General features: G+C 53.8%; 13 protein-coding genes. 6 read left to right on the top strand and 7 right to left on the bottom strand.

What is annotated here, in order from left to right; translation table 11 throughout:
- Positions 1 to 42: 42 nt before the first annotated feature.
- The 4 genes from PGR29_RS24500 to soxR all read right to left on the bottom strand — a co-directional run bounded on the left by PGR29_RS24500 (position 43) and on the right by soxR (position 4,959).
- A complete protein-coding gene (locus PGR29_RS24500; RefSeq protein ID WP_015368729.1) occupies positions 43 to 1,689 on the bottom strand; it encodes a Na+/H+ antiporter in 1,647 nt (548 codons plus the stop codon).
- 147 nt (positions 1,690 to 1,836) lie between these two features.
- The gene (locus PGR29_RS24495; protein WP_015368730.1) at positions 1,837 to 3,186 is read right to left on the bottom strand and encodes an NCS2 family permease; all 1,350 of its coding nucleotides are present in this window, start codon (positions 3,184 to 3,186) and stop codon (positions 1,837 to 1,839) included.
- A gap of 371 nt (positions 3,187 to 3,557) precedes the next feature.
- On the bottom strand, positions 3,558 to 4,226 hold the full coding sequence (locus tag PGR29_RS24490; RefSeq protein ID WP_316425526.1) for a glutathione S-transferase family protein: 669 nt from the start codon (positions 4,224 to 4,226) through the stop codon (positions 3,558 to 3,560).
- Positions 4,227 to 4,500: 274 nt separating this feature from the next.
- Positions 4,501 to 4,959, bottom strand: a complete 459-nt coding sequence (soxR, locus tag PGR29_RS24485) for a redox-sensitive transcriptional activator SoxR (protein WP_087858828.1) — start codon at positions 4,957 to 4,959, stop codon at positions 4,501 to 4,503.
- Positions 4,960 to 5,043: 84 nt separating this feature from the next.
- Here soxR and soxS point away from each other — a divergent pair, with 84 nt between their 5' ends.
- Positions 5,044 to 5,373, top strand: coding sequence for a superoxide response transcriptional regulator SoxS (gene soxS, locus PGR29_RS24480; protein WP_015368734.1), 330 nt, complete (start codon positions 5,044 to 5,046; stop codon positions 5,371 to 5,373).
- On the opposite strand, the gene PGR29_RS24475 is transcribed toward soxS, so the two are convergent.
- Entirely contained in the window at positions 5,358 to 6,962 is a 1,605-nt protein-coding gene (locus tag PGR29_RS24475; RefSeq protein ID WP_113375004.1) for an EAL domain-containing protein, read from the bottom strand. The genes soxS and PGR29_RS24475 overlap by 16 nt on opposite strands.
- Before the next feature lie 550 nt (positions 6,963 to 7,512).
- Between PGR29_RS24475 and PGR29_RS24470 the strand changes: the two genes are divergently transcribed.
- Positions 7,513 to 7,794: a YjcB family protein gene (locus PGR29_RS24470; protein ID WP_015704055.1), complete on the top strand. Its 282-nt coding sequence runs from the start codon at positions 7,513 to 7,515 to the stop codon at positions 7,792 to 7,794.
- Positions 7,795 to 7,864: 70 nt separating this feature from the next.
- Here the strand turns inward: PGR29_RS24470 and iraM are convergent, their stop codons facing one another.
- Entirely contained in the window at positions 7,865 to 8,218 is a 354-nt protein-coding gene (gene iraM, locus PGR29_RS24465; RefSeq protein WP_087858830.1) for an anti-adapter protein IraM, read from the bottom strand.
- A gap of 451 nt (positions 8,219 to 8,669) precedes the next feature.
- Between iraM and PGR29_RS24460 the strand changes: the two genes are divergently transcribed.
- Positions 8,670 to 10,250, top strand: coding sequence for a lytic transglycosylase F (locus PGR29_RS24460; protein WP_316425525.1), 1,581 nt, complete (start codon positions 8,670 to 8,672; stop codon positions 10,248 to 10,250).
- An 80-nt stretch (positions 10,251 to 10,330) separates the two neighbouring features.
- Here PGR29_RS24460 and ssb1 read toward each other — a convergent pair whose 3' ends face one another.
- Positions 10,331 to 10,855: a single-stranded DNA-binding protein SSB1 gene (gene ssb1 / locus PGR29_RS24455; protein ID WP_015368746.1), complete on the bottom strand. Its 525-nt coding sequence runs from the start codon at positions 10,853 to 10,855 to the stop codon at positions 10,331 to 10,333.
- 254 nt (positions 10,856 to 11,109) lie between these two features.
- Between ssb1 and uvrA the strand changes: the two genes are divergently transcribed.
- The 3 genes from uvrA (at position 11,110) to PGR29_RS24440 (ending at position 14,802) form a co-directional block, all read left to right on the top strand.
- Positions 11,110 to 13,935, top strand: coding sequence for an excinuclease ABC subunit UvrA (uvrA, locus tag PGR29_RS24450; RefSeq protein WP_316425524.1), 2,826 nt, complete (start codon positions 11,110 to 11,112; stop codon positions 13,933 to 13,935).
- 142 nt (positions 13,936 to 14,077) lie between these two features.
- Complete coding sequence (locus PGR29_RS24445) at positions 14,078 to 14,485, top strand: hypothetical protein (protein WP_316425523.1); 408 nt, start codon at positions 14,078 to 14,080, stop codon at positions 14,483 to 14,485.
- A complete protein-coding gene (locus PGR29_RS24440) occupies positions 14,485 to 14,802 on the top strand; it encodes a hypothetical protein (RefSeq protein ID WP_316425522.1) in 318 nt (105 codons plus the stop codon). The genes PGR29_RS24445 and PGR29_RS24440 overlap by 1 nt, the downstream gene beginning before the upstream one ends.
- Position 14,803: the final 1 nt, after the last annotated feature.

The following is a 14,803-nucleotide window of genomic DNA, read 5'->3' as shown; positions in this document are numbered from 1 at the left end:
GCGAGTAGTCCCGATAAGCGTCGTGCTTACCGGGACTTAAGGTTACTGATCTTCGATTAACAGCGCTTCTAACAGGTCGAGATCGTGCAGCAGCTTCTGCAACGTCTCGTTGCTGATTTGCCGCGTCGCGCGCAGGTGGTACAGCTCACCGCGCTCCGAACGTAGCGCCGCCAGACGGAAACGGCGCTCAAGGCTCTCTTCCAGCATCGAGGTTTCGACATCGTTACGGCCATCCACACGGCGTCGCAGGTTACCGATGACGCGCGAACTTACCTCGGTCAACAGCTGGTTGTCGATATTCTCTTTGGTATCCGCCGCCAGGCGTTCTTCCATTTTCTGAATCGCGACAATCGCCACATCCGCCGTCGCGGCACGCGCCAGACGCTCTTCTTTGCGCTGCTGTACGTGGTCGGTAGACTCAATACGCCGCAGCAAAATCGGCAACGCGATGACCCCGACGAACAGGGAGAAAAGAATCACCCCGGCGGCCAGGAAGATAAGCTCGTAACGCGCCGGGAAGACGTTGCCGTCCGGCAGCAGTAGCGGAATCGACAGCACACCGGCGAGAGTAATCGCCCCGCGCACCCCGGCGACGGAGGAGATCAGCAGCTCACGGGTGGTCCAGGAGCCAAACTCCATCGGCTTCTTCTTCAGGAAGCGCTGGCTAAGCTTACGCATCGTCCACAGCCAACCGAAACGCACCAGCATCAGCGCGGCGTAAATCAGCACGATATCGGTGAACAGCATCCAGGTTTCAACGTTAGGATCGGCTTCTGCCGCCACCAGCGAACTCGACAGGATATCCGGTAGCTGCAGACCCAACAGCAGGAACACCATGCCGTTAAACACGAACTCCAGCATTGCCCAGGTGCTGTTGGCGCGCAGGCGCATAGCCAGCGGCGCGGTACGCATCACCCCGGAACGGGTGATGGTCATCCCTGCGGCCACCGCCGCCAGGATCCCGGAGAAACCGATATGTTCGGCAATCAGGTAGGAAGCGAACGGCAGCAGGAACAGCAGCACAATTTGCGTTGCCGGTTCATCGCCGCCCCAGCGGCTGAGGAAACGCATTGAGCGGCCATACAGCCAACTGACCACGAAACCGGCCAGGATGCCGCCAATCGCCACCTTCAGGAACTCAACGGTGGCGCCACCAATGGTGAACACCATCGTGCCCATTGCCACGGCAACGGCAAATTTTAACGACACCAGGCCCGAAGCGTCGTTCATCAGCGCTTCGCCCTGCAGAATGCCCATGATTTTCTTCGGTATCCGCCCTTCGCCGACAATACCGGACAACGCCACGGCATCGGTCGGCGACAGCACCGCCGCAAGGGCGAATGCCGGAACCAGCGGGATCCCCGGCACAATCCAGTAAATCAGGAAGCCGATACCGACCACGGTGACCACCACCAGCGCCAGCGCCAGGCCGAAGATTTCTCGCCCGTGCTCGATAAACTCGCGGGTCGGCGTTTTCCAGCCGTCGGCAAACAGCAGCGGCGGGATAAACAAAACGAGGAAGAGTTCAGGGTCGAACTCGACGTGCAGACCAAAGGTCGGCCAGGCCAACAGCGCGCCGATGGCGATTTGCATTAACGGTAATGGAACCTGAAAGGGCAGTACGCGTGTAACCACCCCGGAGAGAGAGACCACGAGGGTCATGATGAGTATGGTGAAGAATATTTCCATGTGTTCCCTGTTTGCTGCGTTTTCTTTTTTTACATCCGAGGCGTCATGTCTCGAAATGATACGCTACTCAGATTAACGCAAAAGGAAACAGGATGTGGCTGAAAAATTAAACGGGCGGCCAAAGCCGCCCGTCGTTAGCAGGAAAAGTTAAATCGCCCACCCACCAGCGTAGAAGATGACCAGCGCCGCCGCGATGATCACGGTGCCCGCATTGAGCTTACGCCACTCGCCGGATACCACGCGGCCAATCACCAGCGACGCAAAACCGATCATGATGCCGGTTACGATGTTGCAGGTCAGCACGATGAACACCGCGGTAATCAGCCCCGCCATCGCATCCACGAAGTCATTGAAGTCGATTTTCGCCACGTTGCTCAGCATCAGCAGGCCAACGTACATCAGCGCTGGCGCGGTCGCATAGGCCGGAACCAGATAGGAGAGCGGGGAAAGGAACAGGATAAGCAGGAACAGCACGCCAACGGTGACTGCCGTCAGGCCGGTTTTACCGCCCGCCGCCGTACCGGCCGCCGATTCGATATACACCGCCGCAGGGGCTGCGCCCACCACGCCGGAGAACACGCTGCTCAGGGAGTCGGTAGTCAGCGCTTTGCCGCCGTTGATGATCTGCCCGTCTTTATCCAGCAGGTTAGCCTGGCCGGCGACCGCGCGAATGGTGCCGGTGGCGTCGAATACAGCGGTCATAACCAGCGCCAGCACGCTTGGCAGCACCACCGGGTTCAGCGCGCCGATGATATCGAGGCTGCCAATCAGCGAATTGCCTTTGTCATCGCTCAGCGACGGCATGGCGAAAATCCCGGAGAAGTGGACGTTGGGATCGAAAATCAGCCCGATAATGGAGACCCCGATAATGGTCAGCAGAATACCGCCCGGCACTTTCAGTTTTTCCAGGCCGATAATCACCGCCAGGCCAATCAGCGACATCATCACCGGGAAGCTATCGAAATTGCCCAGCGCCACCGGCAGGCCGTCCAGCGGGTTTTTAATTACCAGGCCGACGCCGTTGGCGGCGATCAGCAGCAGGAACAGGCCGATACCGATGCCGGTTCCGTGCGCCACGCCTTGCGGCAGATTGCGCAGGATCCAGCTACGAATACCGGTGGCGGAGATAATGGTGAACAATACCCCCATCAGGAACACGGCGCCTAATGCCACCGGAATGCTGATGTGTTGTCCCAGCACCAGGCTGAAAGCGGTAAAGGCAGTCAGCGAAATCGCACAGCCGATAGCCAGCGGCAGGTTAGCCCACAGACCCATCACTAATGAACCGACGCCCGCCACCAGGCAGGTCGAGACGAACACCGCTGCCGGCGGAAAACCGGCTTTGCCTAACATTCCCGGCACTACGATGACGGAGTACACCATCGCCAGGAAGGTGGTTAATCCGGCAACGATTTCCTGACGTACGGAGCTGCCGCGAGCTGAAATTTTAAACCAGGCGTCTAAAGAACCGCCGGTACGCGCTGAAGGCGTAGACATAGAAAACTTCCCCTGAAAATTTTGATCGTTCGCTTGCATGCGTGATGGACCATCCACTGCCAGTTAAACGCCATCTCCTTGTGCTGTTTCCCGGCGCCAGGAGGGAGGCTGAGAAAAAGCAAACGTTTAACTCCGCACATACAATGCGATGTATGGAATGTCTTTGCTCCCCCTATCGGCAGGGGAAAAAACGAGCAAAGTAAAAAGGCAAACGATTATCCTGTCTTTAGACGGCCCTTTTCAACTGAAGTTTGTCGTATTTTGCCAAATTTCGCCGCCAAAGCTCAGGAAATAGACAAACGATGCGCAAACGTTATCGTCAATGCGCAAAGCATTAACATTTTTATATGTTTTAATCCGCTTTCAGCGCATTAACCGCCAGGTAGGGTAAACGGCCCGCCGCGCTCAATAGCATTCAGCCAGCCCGGTCGCGATTCAACCTGTTGCTGCCAGCGGCGGGTGTGCGGCAGGTCTTGAATGCCGCCGCGCGCCAGTAACGCCATCACCGGAAAGCTCATCTGAATATCCGCCATGCTCAGCGCGCCGCCGGCAAACCACGGCTGGCCAGCCAGATGCTGTTCAATATATGCCGCATGGGTCGCCAGCTGTCTATCCAGCCACGCCTTTTGCACCCCTTTGCCCAACGCCCCGCCCAGCGTGCGCATGCCAAGCGGCACCGGCGGTTTGCCGAGGCTGGCGAAGATAAGCTTCATCAACAACAAGGGCATTAACGATCCCTCGGCATAATGGAGCCAAAAGCGATATTGCAGTTTATCTTCCCGCCCCAGCGGCTTCAGCTGCTGGGCGCTATCGTAGGTCTCCTGCAGATATTCCAGAATGGCGCCGGACTCCGCCAGCACTATGCCCTGATCCTCAAGCACCGGCGATTTACCCAACGGGTGAATTTTTTTCAGCTCCGGCGGCGCCTGCATGTTTTTTTCACGCTGGTAGCAGACGACCTGATAGGACAATTGCAGTTCTTCCAACGCCCACAGCACGCGCTGCGAGCGGGATTGGTTGAGGTGATGGACCGTCAACATGGCGCTCTCCTGTTGTTCGTTCAAATTAACTATAGGAACAGGCGGCCAATGACGGAAAAATTTCGGCAACACCAACAGGCAAAATCAGCAGGCTGTGCCACAATTACATTGTCGACGCAATCCGGAACCTCCTTCAACACATTGCGCAATACCTGAGGGGAGTCGACGTCGGGGGAAACCCTCCCGTGAGCCAGCGGGATAATGCGAAAGACAAAGACCGGAAAACAACTAAAGCGCCCTGTTGTGGCGCTTTAGTTTTTTGCAGGTATCACAATTAATCCTCTTCCAGCAGGCGTGCGCCGGTCCCCTCTTCACCCAACTTATCTCCTGGGTTGCGTAATGGGCAATCGCGGCGCGATAAACAACCACAGCCGATGCAGCCGTCGAGTTGATCACGCAGCGCAGTCAGGGTGTGAATACGCCGGTCCAGCTCCTCCCGCCATTGCGACGACAGCTGTTTCCACTCTTTGGCGCTCAGATTATGTCCTTCCGGCAGGACGCCAAATGCCTCGCCGATGGTCGCCAACGGAATGCCAATACGTTGCGCAATCTTGATAATGGCGACCGCTCGCAGCACATCACGGCGATATCGCCGCTGATTGCCGGCATTACGCTGGCTGCGGATAAGCCCTTTACTTTCATAAAAGTGCAGCGCCGAGACGGCGACGCCGGTTCGTTTAGCCACTTCCCCAGGAGAAAGCAGCATTTTGATACGGGCTGATTTCTTTTCCATAAAGCTCTTTACCTCAAGTTAACTTGAGGAATTATACTCGCCGACAGACAAAACGACGAATCGAGAATTGAGAGAGGCCGCTTTATGTCCCATCAGGATATTATCCAAACGCTTATTGAATGGATTGATGAACATATCGATCAACCACTTAACATTGATGTAGTCGCTAAAAAATCGGGATACTCGAAATGGTATCTGCAGCGGATGTTCCGTACCGTTACCCACCAAACGCTGGGTGATTACATTCGTCAGCGCCGGCTACTGCTCGCTGCTGAAGCGCTGAGAACCACGCAGCGTCCTATTTTTGATATTGCGATGGATTTGGGATACGTCTCGCAGCAGACGTTCTCGCGGGTGTTCCGCCGGGAGTTCGATCGCACTCCCAGCGACTACCGTCATCAGATTTCCGCCTGACGACCGTCGTGCGGCGTACGCAGTAAGATCGGGGACTTGGCCAGCCACTGCATAAACTCCTGCGGCGGCATTGCCCTCGCAAAGTGCCATCCCTGACAAAACTGTACGCCGCGCTTAAGTAACCAATCCACCTGATCCAGCGTTTCTACCCCTTCGGCGATGGTTTTTAGACGCAGGCTACGCGCCATATCGATGATATGTTCAGCAATCAGATGGCTGGTGCTGTTAGTGGTCAGCGTATCGATAAAGGATTTATCAATCTTCAGAATATCGACGTTGAGCGAATAGAGGTTATGCAGGTTGGAATAACCGGTGCCGAAATCATCAATAGCTATCTCGTAGCCCGCCTCGCGGAAAGCCTGAATCACCGGCGTGGTTTTCGGCACATCGATAAATCCCCTTTCGGTGACTTCAATTTTGATTTGCTTCACGCAAACCGCATAGCTGCGCGCTTTCTCAGTAATCTGCGCAATTAACCGCGCGGAATGGAAGTCGGATGCCGAAAGATTAATCGCGATATAGAGCTGCGGATGCCTGGCCAGGTATTCACCAAGATCGTTGAACAACTCGTCAACCACGTAATCTGTTACCTGAGCAATCATGCCTGAGTTTTCCGCCAACGGAATAAACTCCGCCGGGCTCATCACCGGACCGTCAAATCCCGGCCAGCGTAGCAGCGCCTCGGCGCCGACGCAGCGGTTATTCTTGATGTCGATAATAGGTTGGTAATGCAGACAAAGCTGGCGGTGGCTTAACGCTCGCTGCAGCTTATTGCGCGGCGAATGATACTGCTGACGGCTTCGCGACCAGACCATCAGAATCAATATGCTGCAAATAATTCCTAACGGCAGGGTCAAAGTAACCTGATCGTACAGGCTGGCATAATAGCTGGCGCGCGAGGTGGACATGATGACCGCAATCGGCCGAATCGACGAATGGGCGACGGTATAAACCCGGCCATCCTGATTAAAAAAAGCGTCTTCGTGGCGAATAAGACGATGAAGCTCCCTGGCATCAACGTTTTTACTCACGGAGAAAAACATGTTCGTTTTGGTGTCGAAGACGCCGTAGGCTAAATCTTTATCACTGGAAATGACTGAACTATAAGAGAGGGGGTTAACCACCACGGCATAATGCCCGCGCTGCATATAATTCATATCATAGCCGGGATAAAACGGCGTATCGCGATAGTAGTAGATGGAGATGTCGGGATTTCGAGTATAATTCGCCGCGGATATTCTCCAGCCCTCTTCGGGATGGACCGCTGTGGAACAAAGGAAAGTGTTACCGCTCGCGTAAATCAGGTCATCAACGTACAGTAGTCCGCGAACAATATTCAACATGTACTGCTGATGCTGAGGGGAACACATTAACCCGGTAAACTGCATGGCTTTTTCGCGCGCCTGCTCGGATTCATGAATGACCATTTCCGTTTTTTGCAGCGCCAGCTGCGAAAACGATTGCAGTCTATCTGAGATTTCTTCCTTGGCCCTGATTTGCGCAAACCACAACGCCAACACCACCGGCAGTACAACCACCAGTATGATGAAGAATATTCTTAACGCCTTATGCGGCGCGTTACGATTCATTTCCGCTTTTTATCCATGCGATACGCCTCAATCACGGTATAAGGACAAAAACCAGGCATTACCGACTGTTATAAAAAACAGCGAATTTCAGCACCGAACACGTTTATGTAAAAACCTCACACCTAATAATGATGAATCATACTTACTTATAGATGGATCGAGAAACATTCTCGTAATAATTAAGACACTAGCCACTTACTAATTCGGTTTCTCCGTACAATTACTCGTAATAAGTAACAAAACCCGTAGATCAATTATCGGCAGTCCAGGTCCGGTCCTTAACGGCGTCGAAAAACGACCATCAGACAAGCTGGTACGCATTGCCGCGCATTTAACCACACTCACAACATGGTTTTTAAATGTCAAAAAAGGTCATTTTTTGTCTGGTGAATAAATCAACAAATGTGATATAGTTCACACAAGTTGATGAAACAGGACTGTCGTTTCATCACTCCCTGAAGTGCCCCCAGATAGCCAGAGCGTCTCATTATTGATAATCGCGCCAGGTTGTCTAAGGCTCCCGAATTTCTTTGAGAGATAGGATAAGTTAATGGCTTCCATTACTACCAGTGTCGTACTTTTGCGCTGGCCCCTGGTGAGCGCGGTATTGATGTTCCTGGCCAGCTCGCTGAATATTCAATTACGTAAAAGCGACTATGCCGGCTTAGCGATTATTTGTAGCTGTCTGGGTCTGGCTGCCGCCTGCTGGTTTGCCACCGGCTTGTTAGGTATCACCATGGTGGATGTCGCCAAAATCTGGGGCAACATTAAAGATGTCATGGTTGAAGTCATGAGTCAGACGCCGCCAGAGTGGCCAATGATGATGACCTGATAAAAAAGCTTCCTGCGGGAAGCTTTTTTATTTTCAGCAACGATGATGTTCTTCTCTACCCGAGCTAATATTATCCGCATAACATCGGCCGCAGACGCTCGTTCGGGCAGCGCTTAACCGCACAATACGATTGATAAAGACAAGATTCCGGCTCCGCGACCTCGAAATTATACGGACAGGTTGGCCGCTCTCTTAACGTTTCCCACTGTTTATCGTCATAACACGTGATGTTATAAATTTTTAATGAATGATATTGATCATTAATTAAAACTTTAGATGAATAAAGCTTCATGGTTTCGCCAGGAATTAATAAAAGATCGGCTTCATACCAGATAATAAACTTCAGAAACCGCAGCCCCGATATTGACGAGAATGCAACGCCGGTATGCGGGCAGATAAGGGTGTTAAGAATCGTCCATTTCATCTTCCATCCTTGTAAGTAAAATCTGTTACGGGAAATTTAGTGATAGCACTCCAGGCCGTTATCTGCAAGGTGGCTGATTAATATTGTGATATAGACCAAGCCTGATACATCTCGGCTATACCTCTCTTGAAGTAAGCAAACCCGGGCATTCTACGAATTATGTATTAATACTAAAAAAACAAAACCATGCAAAGACTATAACTAACCTTACAATATATTTTAAATAGCAGACAAAAATATCATTTTGATATTCAAGTGGGCGGAATAATCAATTAGCAATCGCAAAATGAAAATATTTTCTAGTATGAGAAGTGCCTCTATCCTTTGAATTTTCGCAAACAGGCAAATACCACCTACGCCGAGCAGCACACGAGGGAGGTAGATAGAAAAAGGCACAGGGGCGCGTTTGCATTGACTAAAATATAACCATCCCCCTGCAGAGTGCCGCATCATGAACATCTTCGGTTTTCAACGTCGCCTGGCGATGGTTTCCTGCTGCCTTCTCGCCATACTGTTTGCCTTCTCCGCTTCAGCGGCTTCGACGAGTAAAGCGTCGCCGGCGCATAAGGATAAAGCTGAGCTGACCATCGATATGGATCACATCATGCAGCCACAAAAAGGCGATCTTCCCGATATGATCAATCGGCGGGCGATCCGGGTGCTGACGACCTACAGCAAAACGTTCTTTTTTATCGACAAGGGTACCCAACGCGGCGCCACCCACGATCTTTTCATCGCTTTAGAAAAAGATCTCAATAGCAAGCTGGCAAAAGAGAAGAAGCTGAAGCAGAAACACCTCAAAGTGCGGATCGTTTTTATCCCGGTGACGCGGGATAACCTGTTCAAGGCACTGAATGAAGGCAAAGGGGATATCGCCGCCGCCAATCTCACGATTACTTCATCGCGTCAGGAGCAGGTCGCCTTTACCACCCCGCTCTATAGCGATGTCAAAGAACTATTAGTTTCGGGGCCATCATCGCCCGAGGTAAAAAGCCTGGAGCAGCTTTCCGGTAAAACCGTGTTTGTTCGACGCTCATCCAGCTATTACGAAAGTTTGCAGGCGCTTAACGCCCGCTTTGCCAAAGCAGCGCTGCCGCCGGTCATTTTGCAGGAAGCACCAGAAGCGCTCGAGGATGAGGATCTTCTCGAAATGCTCAATGCCGATCTGATACCCCTGATCGTGGTGGATCGCCATAAAGCGATTTTCTGGAAACAGGTGTTTCCAAAAATTCAGGTGCATGAAGACATTGTGTTACGAGATGGCGGTAACATCGCCTGGGCGGTCCGCAAAGACAACCCGCAACTTCTCGCGGTGCTGAATAATTTCGTGAAAAATAATCGTCAAGGCAGCACCTTGGGAAACACGATTCTGCTGCGCTACCTGAAAAGCGCGACCTACGTTAAAAACGCCGCAGCCAACAAAGAGCGCGCTAAGTTTTTGCAGATGGTGGAAATTTTTAGAAAATATGGCGAACGCTATGATGTCGACTGGCTGCTGATGGCCGCCCAGGGATATCAGGAGTCGCGGCTCAATCAATCGGTACGCAGCCACGTTGGCGCAATCGGCGTGATGCAGGTCATGCCCGCGACCGGCAAGGAACTAAAAGTTGGCGATATTAAGAAAATCGATCCCAACATTCATGCCGGCGTGAAGTATATGCGCTGGATGATTGATCATTACTATGGCGATCAGCCAATGACGCCGCTTAATAAAGCGCTGTTTTCTTTCGCGTCCTACAATGCGGGCCCGGCGCGTATCGCGCGTCTACGTACGGAAACCCAAAAACGCGGTTTTGATCCGAATATCTGGTTTGGCAACGTTGAGAATCTCGCGGCGGAAAAAATCGGCGCTGAGACGGTGACCTATGTCAGCAATATCTATAAATACTACATTGCCTATCGACTGATAATGGATGACATCGCCCGTAAACAAAAAGCGACCGCCACCCCGCTACCCGAGCCAGGAACAGGTAAGCTTCAACCAGACGCGGCTCCGTCACCCGCTCCTGAAGCTTCGGCCCCGGCAGCCTGAGAGCCTGAAATGAAAAAAGCCCCGAACAATCGGGGCTTTCTGTTGGTTTACAGCACAGGCAGTACGTAATAAGGAAAACCTTAGAACGGGATATCGTCGTCGAAGTCCATCGGCGGTTCGTTAGATGGCGCTGCCGGGGCCTGCTGCTGCGGACGAGACTGCGCGCCGCCGCTGAACTGGTTGCCGCCCTGCGGCTGCTGAGGCTGACCCCAACCGCCCTGCTGCTGGCCGCCGCCTGCCGGTGCGCCGCCGCCCTGACGGCCGCCCAGCATCTGCATGGTGCCGCCAACGTTTACCACGATTTCAGTGGTGTACTTGTCCTGGCCTGACTGATCGGTCCATTTACGGGTACGCAGCTGGCCTTCGATATAAACCTGAGAACCTTTACGCAGGTATTCGCCCGCGACTTCCGCCAGTTTGCCGAACAGCACAACGCGGTGCCATTCAGTCTGCTCTTTCATTTCGCCGGTTTGCTTATCGCGCCAGGATTCGGAAGTTGCCAGCGTGAAGTTGGCGACAGCGCCGCCACTTGGCATGTAGCGTACTTCCGGGTCCTGCCCCAGATTACCGACGAGAATCACCTTGTTTACGCCTCTGCTGGCCATGATCGAATCTCCTGAATAATACGTTTTGTATAAGTGTAAACCGGGAATTCTAACACCACAAAGGGGCAATTTGATAGCTGCGAAGCCAATTCCAGAAAACATGCCGCTGCTATGCAAATTTTCACCCTCTTACTGTAGCGCCATTCCAATACTGTATATCCAGACAGGTTAAATTGTGTCATAATTAGCCGTTTCTGCCGTTTGTCCTTTAAGCAAACCAGGCAATCCGTGTATCTACCTACCGGGAAAGGTGAATGGATAAGATCGAAGTTCGGGGCGCCCGCACCCATAATCTCAAAAACATCAACCTCGTCATTCCGCGCGACAAACTTATTGTCGTCACCGGGCTTTCTGGGTCTGGCAAATCCTCACTCGCTTTCGACACCCTGTACGCCGAAGGCCAGCGTCGCTACGTCGAATCGCTCTCCGCCTACGCGCGACAGTTCCTGTCGCTGATGGAGAAACCGGACGTCGATCATATCGAAGGGCTGTCGCCGGCGATTTCTATCGAACAGAAATCGACCTCCCACAACCCGCGTTCGACGGTAGGTACGATTACTGAAATCCACGACTATCTGCGCCTGCTGTACGCCCGCGTCGGTGAACCGCGCTGTCCGGACCACGACGTGCCCCTGGCCGCGCAGACCGTCAGCCAGATGGTCGATAACGTGCTCTCTCAGCCGGAAGGTCAGCGCCTGATGCTGCTGGCGCCCATCATTAAAGAACGTAAAGGCGAGCACACCAAAACGCTGGAGAACCTTGCCAGTCAGGGCTACATCCGCGCGCGGATCGATGGCGAAGTCTGCGATCTTTCGGATCCGCCGAAATTAGAGCTGCAAAAGAAACACACGATCGAAGTGGTTATCGACCGCTTTAAAGTGCGCGACGATCTGGCGCAGCGTCTGGCGGAATCTTTCGAAACCGCGCTGGAGCTCTCAGGCGGCACCGCCATTGTTTCCAACATGGATGACAGTAAAGCGGAAGAACTGCTGTTCTCGGCCAACTTCGCTTGCCCGATTTGCGGCTATAGCATGCGCGAGCTGGAGCCGCGTCTGTTCTCCTTCAACAACCCGGCAGGGGCCTGTCCAACCTGCGACGGCCTTGGCGTTCAACAGTATTTCGATCCCGATCGAGTGATTCAGAATCCGGAGCTCTCGCTGGCTGGCGGCGCCATCCGCGGCTGGGATCGCCGCAACTTCTACTACTTCCAGATGCTGAAGTCGCTGGCCGATCACTATAAGTTTGATGTTGAAGCGCCATGGGGCACCCTCAGCGCTAATGTGCATAAAGTCGTGTTGTACGGTTCTGGTAAAGAGAATATTGAATTCAAATACATGAACGACCGCGGCGACACGTCAGTACGCCGCCATCCGTTCGAAGGCGTGCTGCACAACATGGAGCGCCGGTACAAAGAGACGGAATCCAGCGCGGTGCGCGAAGAGCTGGCGAAATTCATCAGCAACCGTCCGTGCGCCAGTTGTGAAGGCACACGTCTGCGTCGCGAAGCGCGCCATGTATTTGTGGAAAACACGCCGCTGCCAACCATTTCCGATATGAGCATCGGCCACGCGATGGACTTCTTCAATAACCTGAAGCTGTCTGGCCAGCGGGCGCAAATCGCCGAGAAAGTGCTGAAAGAGATTGGCGATCGCCTGAAGTTCCTCGTCAACGTCGGCCTGAACTACCTGACGCTCTCTCGTTCGGCGGAGACGCTCTCCGGCGGTGAAGCGCAGCGTATTCGTCTGGCGAGCCAGATTGGCGCGGGGCTGGTTGGCGTGATGTACGTGCTGGATGAGCCCTCCATCGGCCTGCACCAGCGTGATAACGAACGCCTGCTCGGTACGCTTATCCACCTGCGTAATCTGGGCAACACGGTCATTGTCGTTGAACATGACGAAGACGCCATTCGCGCCGCCGACCATGTTATCGACATCGGCCCCGGCGCTGGCGTGCACGGCGGCCAGGTGGTGGCCGAAGGGCCGCTGGACGCCATTATGGCGGTACCAGAATCCCTCACCGGGCAGTACATGAGCGGTAAACGCAAAATCGAAGTGCCGAAACAGCGCGTCGCCGCCGATCCGGAAAAAGTGCTGAAGCTTACTGGCGCGCGCGGCAACAACCTCAAGGATGTGACGCTGACGCTGCCTGTCGGCCTGTTTACCTGCATTACCGGCGTTTCCGGTTCCGGTAAATCAACGCTGATTAACGATACCCTGTTCCCCATCGCCCAGCGCCAGTTGAACGGCGCGACGATTGCCGAACCGGCGCCATATCGCGATGTCCAGGGGCTGGAGCACTTCGATAAAGTCATCGATATCGACCAGAGCCCGATTGGCCGCACGCCGCGCTCAAACCCTGCAACCTATACCGGCGTGTTCACGCCGGTGCGCGAACTGTTCGCCGGAGTGCCGGAATCACGTTCACGCGGCTATACGCCGGGCCGCTTCAGTTTTAACGTCCGCGGCGGCCGCTGCGAAGCCTGTCAGGGCGACGGGGTGATCAAGGTTGAGATGCACTTCCTGCCGGATATCTACGTACCGTGCGACCAGTGCAAAGGCAAACGCTATAACCGCGAAACGCTGGAAATTAAGTACAAAGGCAAAACTATCCACGAAGTGCTGGATATGACCATCGAAGAAGCGCGCGAGTTCTTTGATGCCGTTCCGGCGCTGGCGCGTAAGCTGCAAACCCTGATGGAAGTTGGCCTGACCTATATTCGTCTTGGCCAGTCGGCAACCACGCTCTCCGGCGGTGAAGCCCAGCGCGTGAAGCTGGCGCGCGAACTATCCAAGCGCGGTACCGGCCAGACGCTGTATATCCTTGATGAACCGACTACCGGTCTGCATTTCGCCGATATCCAGCAGCTGCTGGACGTGCTGCATCAGCTGCGCGATCAGGGCAATACCATCGTGGTCATTGAGCACAACCTCGACGTAATTAAAACCGCCGACTGGATTGTCGACCTCGGCCCGGAAGGCGGTAGCGGCGGCGGAGAGATTCTCGTTTCCGGCACGCCGGAAACCGTTGCCGAATGTGAAGCCTCGCACACGGCGCGCTTCCTGAAGCCCTTGCTGAAGTAATCTCTCAGGCCTCTTCCCGCAATGGAAGAGGCCTCATTTCATCTCATTTCATCTCATTTTTTTACGCTGAGACTTCGTGATTTGCCCGGCGCCTCACTCTGGCGTCTGATAGCCGCTATCGCCCACCGATACCGGGAAAACTATGCGAGTACCACGCCTCATTCCGTTATTTATCATCGCCGCCGCGCTATGTGCGTTAAGCGCCTGCTCTTGGGTTGGCCGCTACAGCGATACGGCCTATCAGCAATTGCTCACACTCAAGCAGTTGCATTTGCAGTTCATCGCCACCGCAGCCACGGATGACAATCAACAATTGACTGATGAAGATGAACAGATTCGCCAGCAGTTTGCGCAGGCGATCGCCCAAAGCGACGCGCTGCGCCAGGAAAACTTCAGGCTACTTGAAGGTAACTATTTACGCGTTTACACCTATCGCCAGATGCGGGGCGCGCCCTTTACCCCTGCCGAAGCGCAATATTTAACGCGGCAGACCCTTTATCTTTATCAACAGGCTATCGCTGGCGAATGTCAGCGAACAGGGAGGGAATAATGCCGACAACCATGGAAATTCGCGCACTGTTGTCCGCTTGCGCAATTGATAGCGCCGAATGGATGCCAATACTGAATAAAGTACTTGGCGATGAGCAGCGCGAAGTACGCGATAGCGCCATCTTTTTACTGCAGGCATTACAGCAAAAAGCTCAGGGCTGGCTGACCGAAGACGATCTACGGCTACTGCTGGAAGGTCAGCGCGATATTGCCCGCATTCGCGCCAACAACCAGAGCATCGCACGCCAGGCGCAGCTGCAGTCGACGTTATTAAAGCTGTTCGATATCGTGCTGCTGGCGCTGGCAGGCGGGCTATAAG

Origin of the sequence: Klebsiella sp. 141203, assembly GCF_032601985.1 — a bacterium.
Lineage (GTDB): Bacteria > Pseudomonadota > Gammaproteobacteria > Enterobacterales > Enterobacteriaceae > Klebsiella > Klebsiella aerogenes.
This window is presented reverse-complemented; position numbering and strand designations above follow the sequence as displayed.

Bases quoted from the DNA above. Each gene is read 5' to 3' on its own strand.
- PGR29_RS24500 (WP_015368729.1), bottom strand. From the start codon at position 1,689: ATGGAAATATTCTTCACCATACTCATCATGACCCTCGTGGTCTCTCTC.
- PGR29_RS24495 (WP_015368730.1), bottom strand. From the start codon at position 3,186: ATGTCTACGCCTTCAGCGCGTACCGGCGGTTCTTTAGACGCCTGGTTT.
- PGR29_RS24490 (WP_316425526.1), bottom strand. From the start codon at position 4,226: ATGTTGACGGTCCATCACCTCAACCAATCCCGCTCGCAGCGCGTGCTG.
- soxR (WP_087858828.1), bottom strand. From the start codon at position 4,959: ATGGAAAAGAAATCAGCCCGTATCAAAATGCTGCTTTCTCCTGGGGAA.
- soxS (WP_015368734.1), top strand. From the start codon at position 5,044: ATGTCCCATCAGGATATTATCCAAACGCTTATTGAATGGATTGATGAA.
- PGR29_RS24475 (WP_113375004.1), bottom strand. From the start codon at position 6,962: ATGAATCGTAACGCGCCGCATAAGGCGTTAAGAATATTCTTCATCATA.
- PGR29_RS24470 (WP_015704055.1), top strand. From the start codon at position 7,513: ATGGCTTCCATTACTACCAGTGTCGTACTTTTGCGCTGGCCCCTGGTG.
- iraM (WP_087858830.1), bottom strand. From the start codon at position 8,218: ATGAAATGGACGATTCTTAACACCCTTATCTGCCCGCATACCGGCGTT.
- PGR29_RS24460 (WP_316425525.1), top strand. From the start codon at position 8,670: ATGAACATCTTCGGTTTTCAACGTCGCCTGGCGATGGTTTCCTGCTGC.
- ssb1 (WP_015368746.1), bottom strand. From the start codon at position 10,855: ATGGCCAGCAGAGGCGTAAACAAGGTGATTCTCGTCGGTAATCTGGGG.
- uvrA (WP_316425524.1), top strand. From the start codon at position 11,110: ATGGATAAGATCGAAGTTCGGGGCGCCCGCACCCATAATCTCAAAAAC.
- PGR29_RS24445 (WP_316425523.1), top strand. From the start codon at position 14,078: ATGCGAGTACCACGCCTCATTCCGTTATTTATCATCGCCGCCGCGCTA.
- PGR29_RS24440 (WP_316425522.1), top strand. From the start codon at position 14,485: ATGCCGACAACCATGGAAATTCGCGCACTGTTGTCCGCTTGCGCAATT.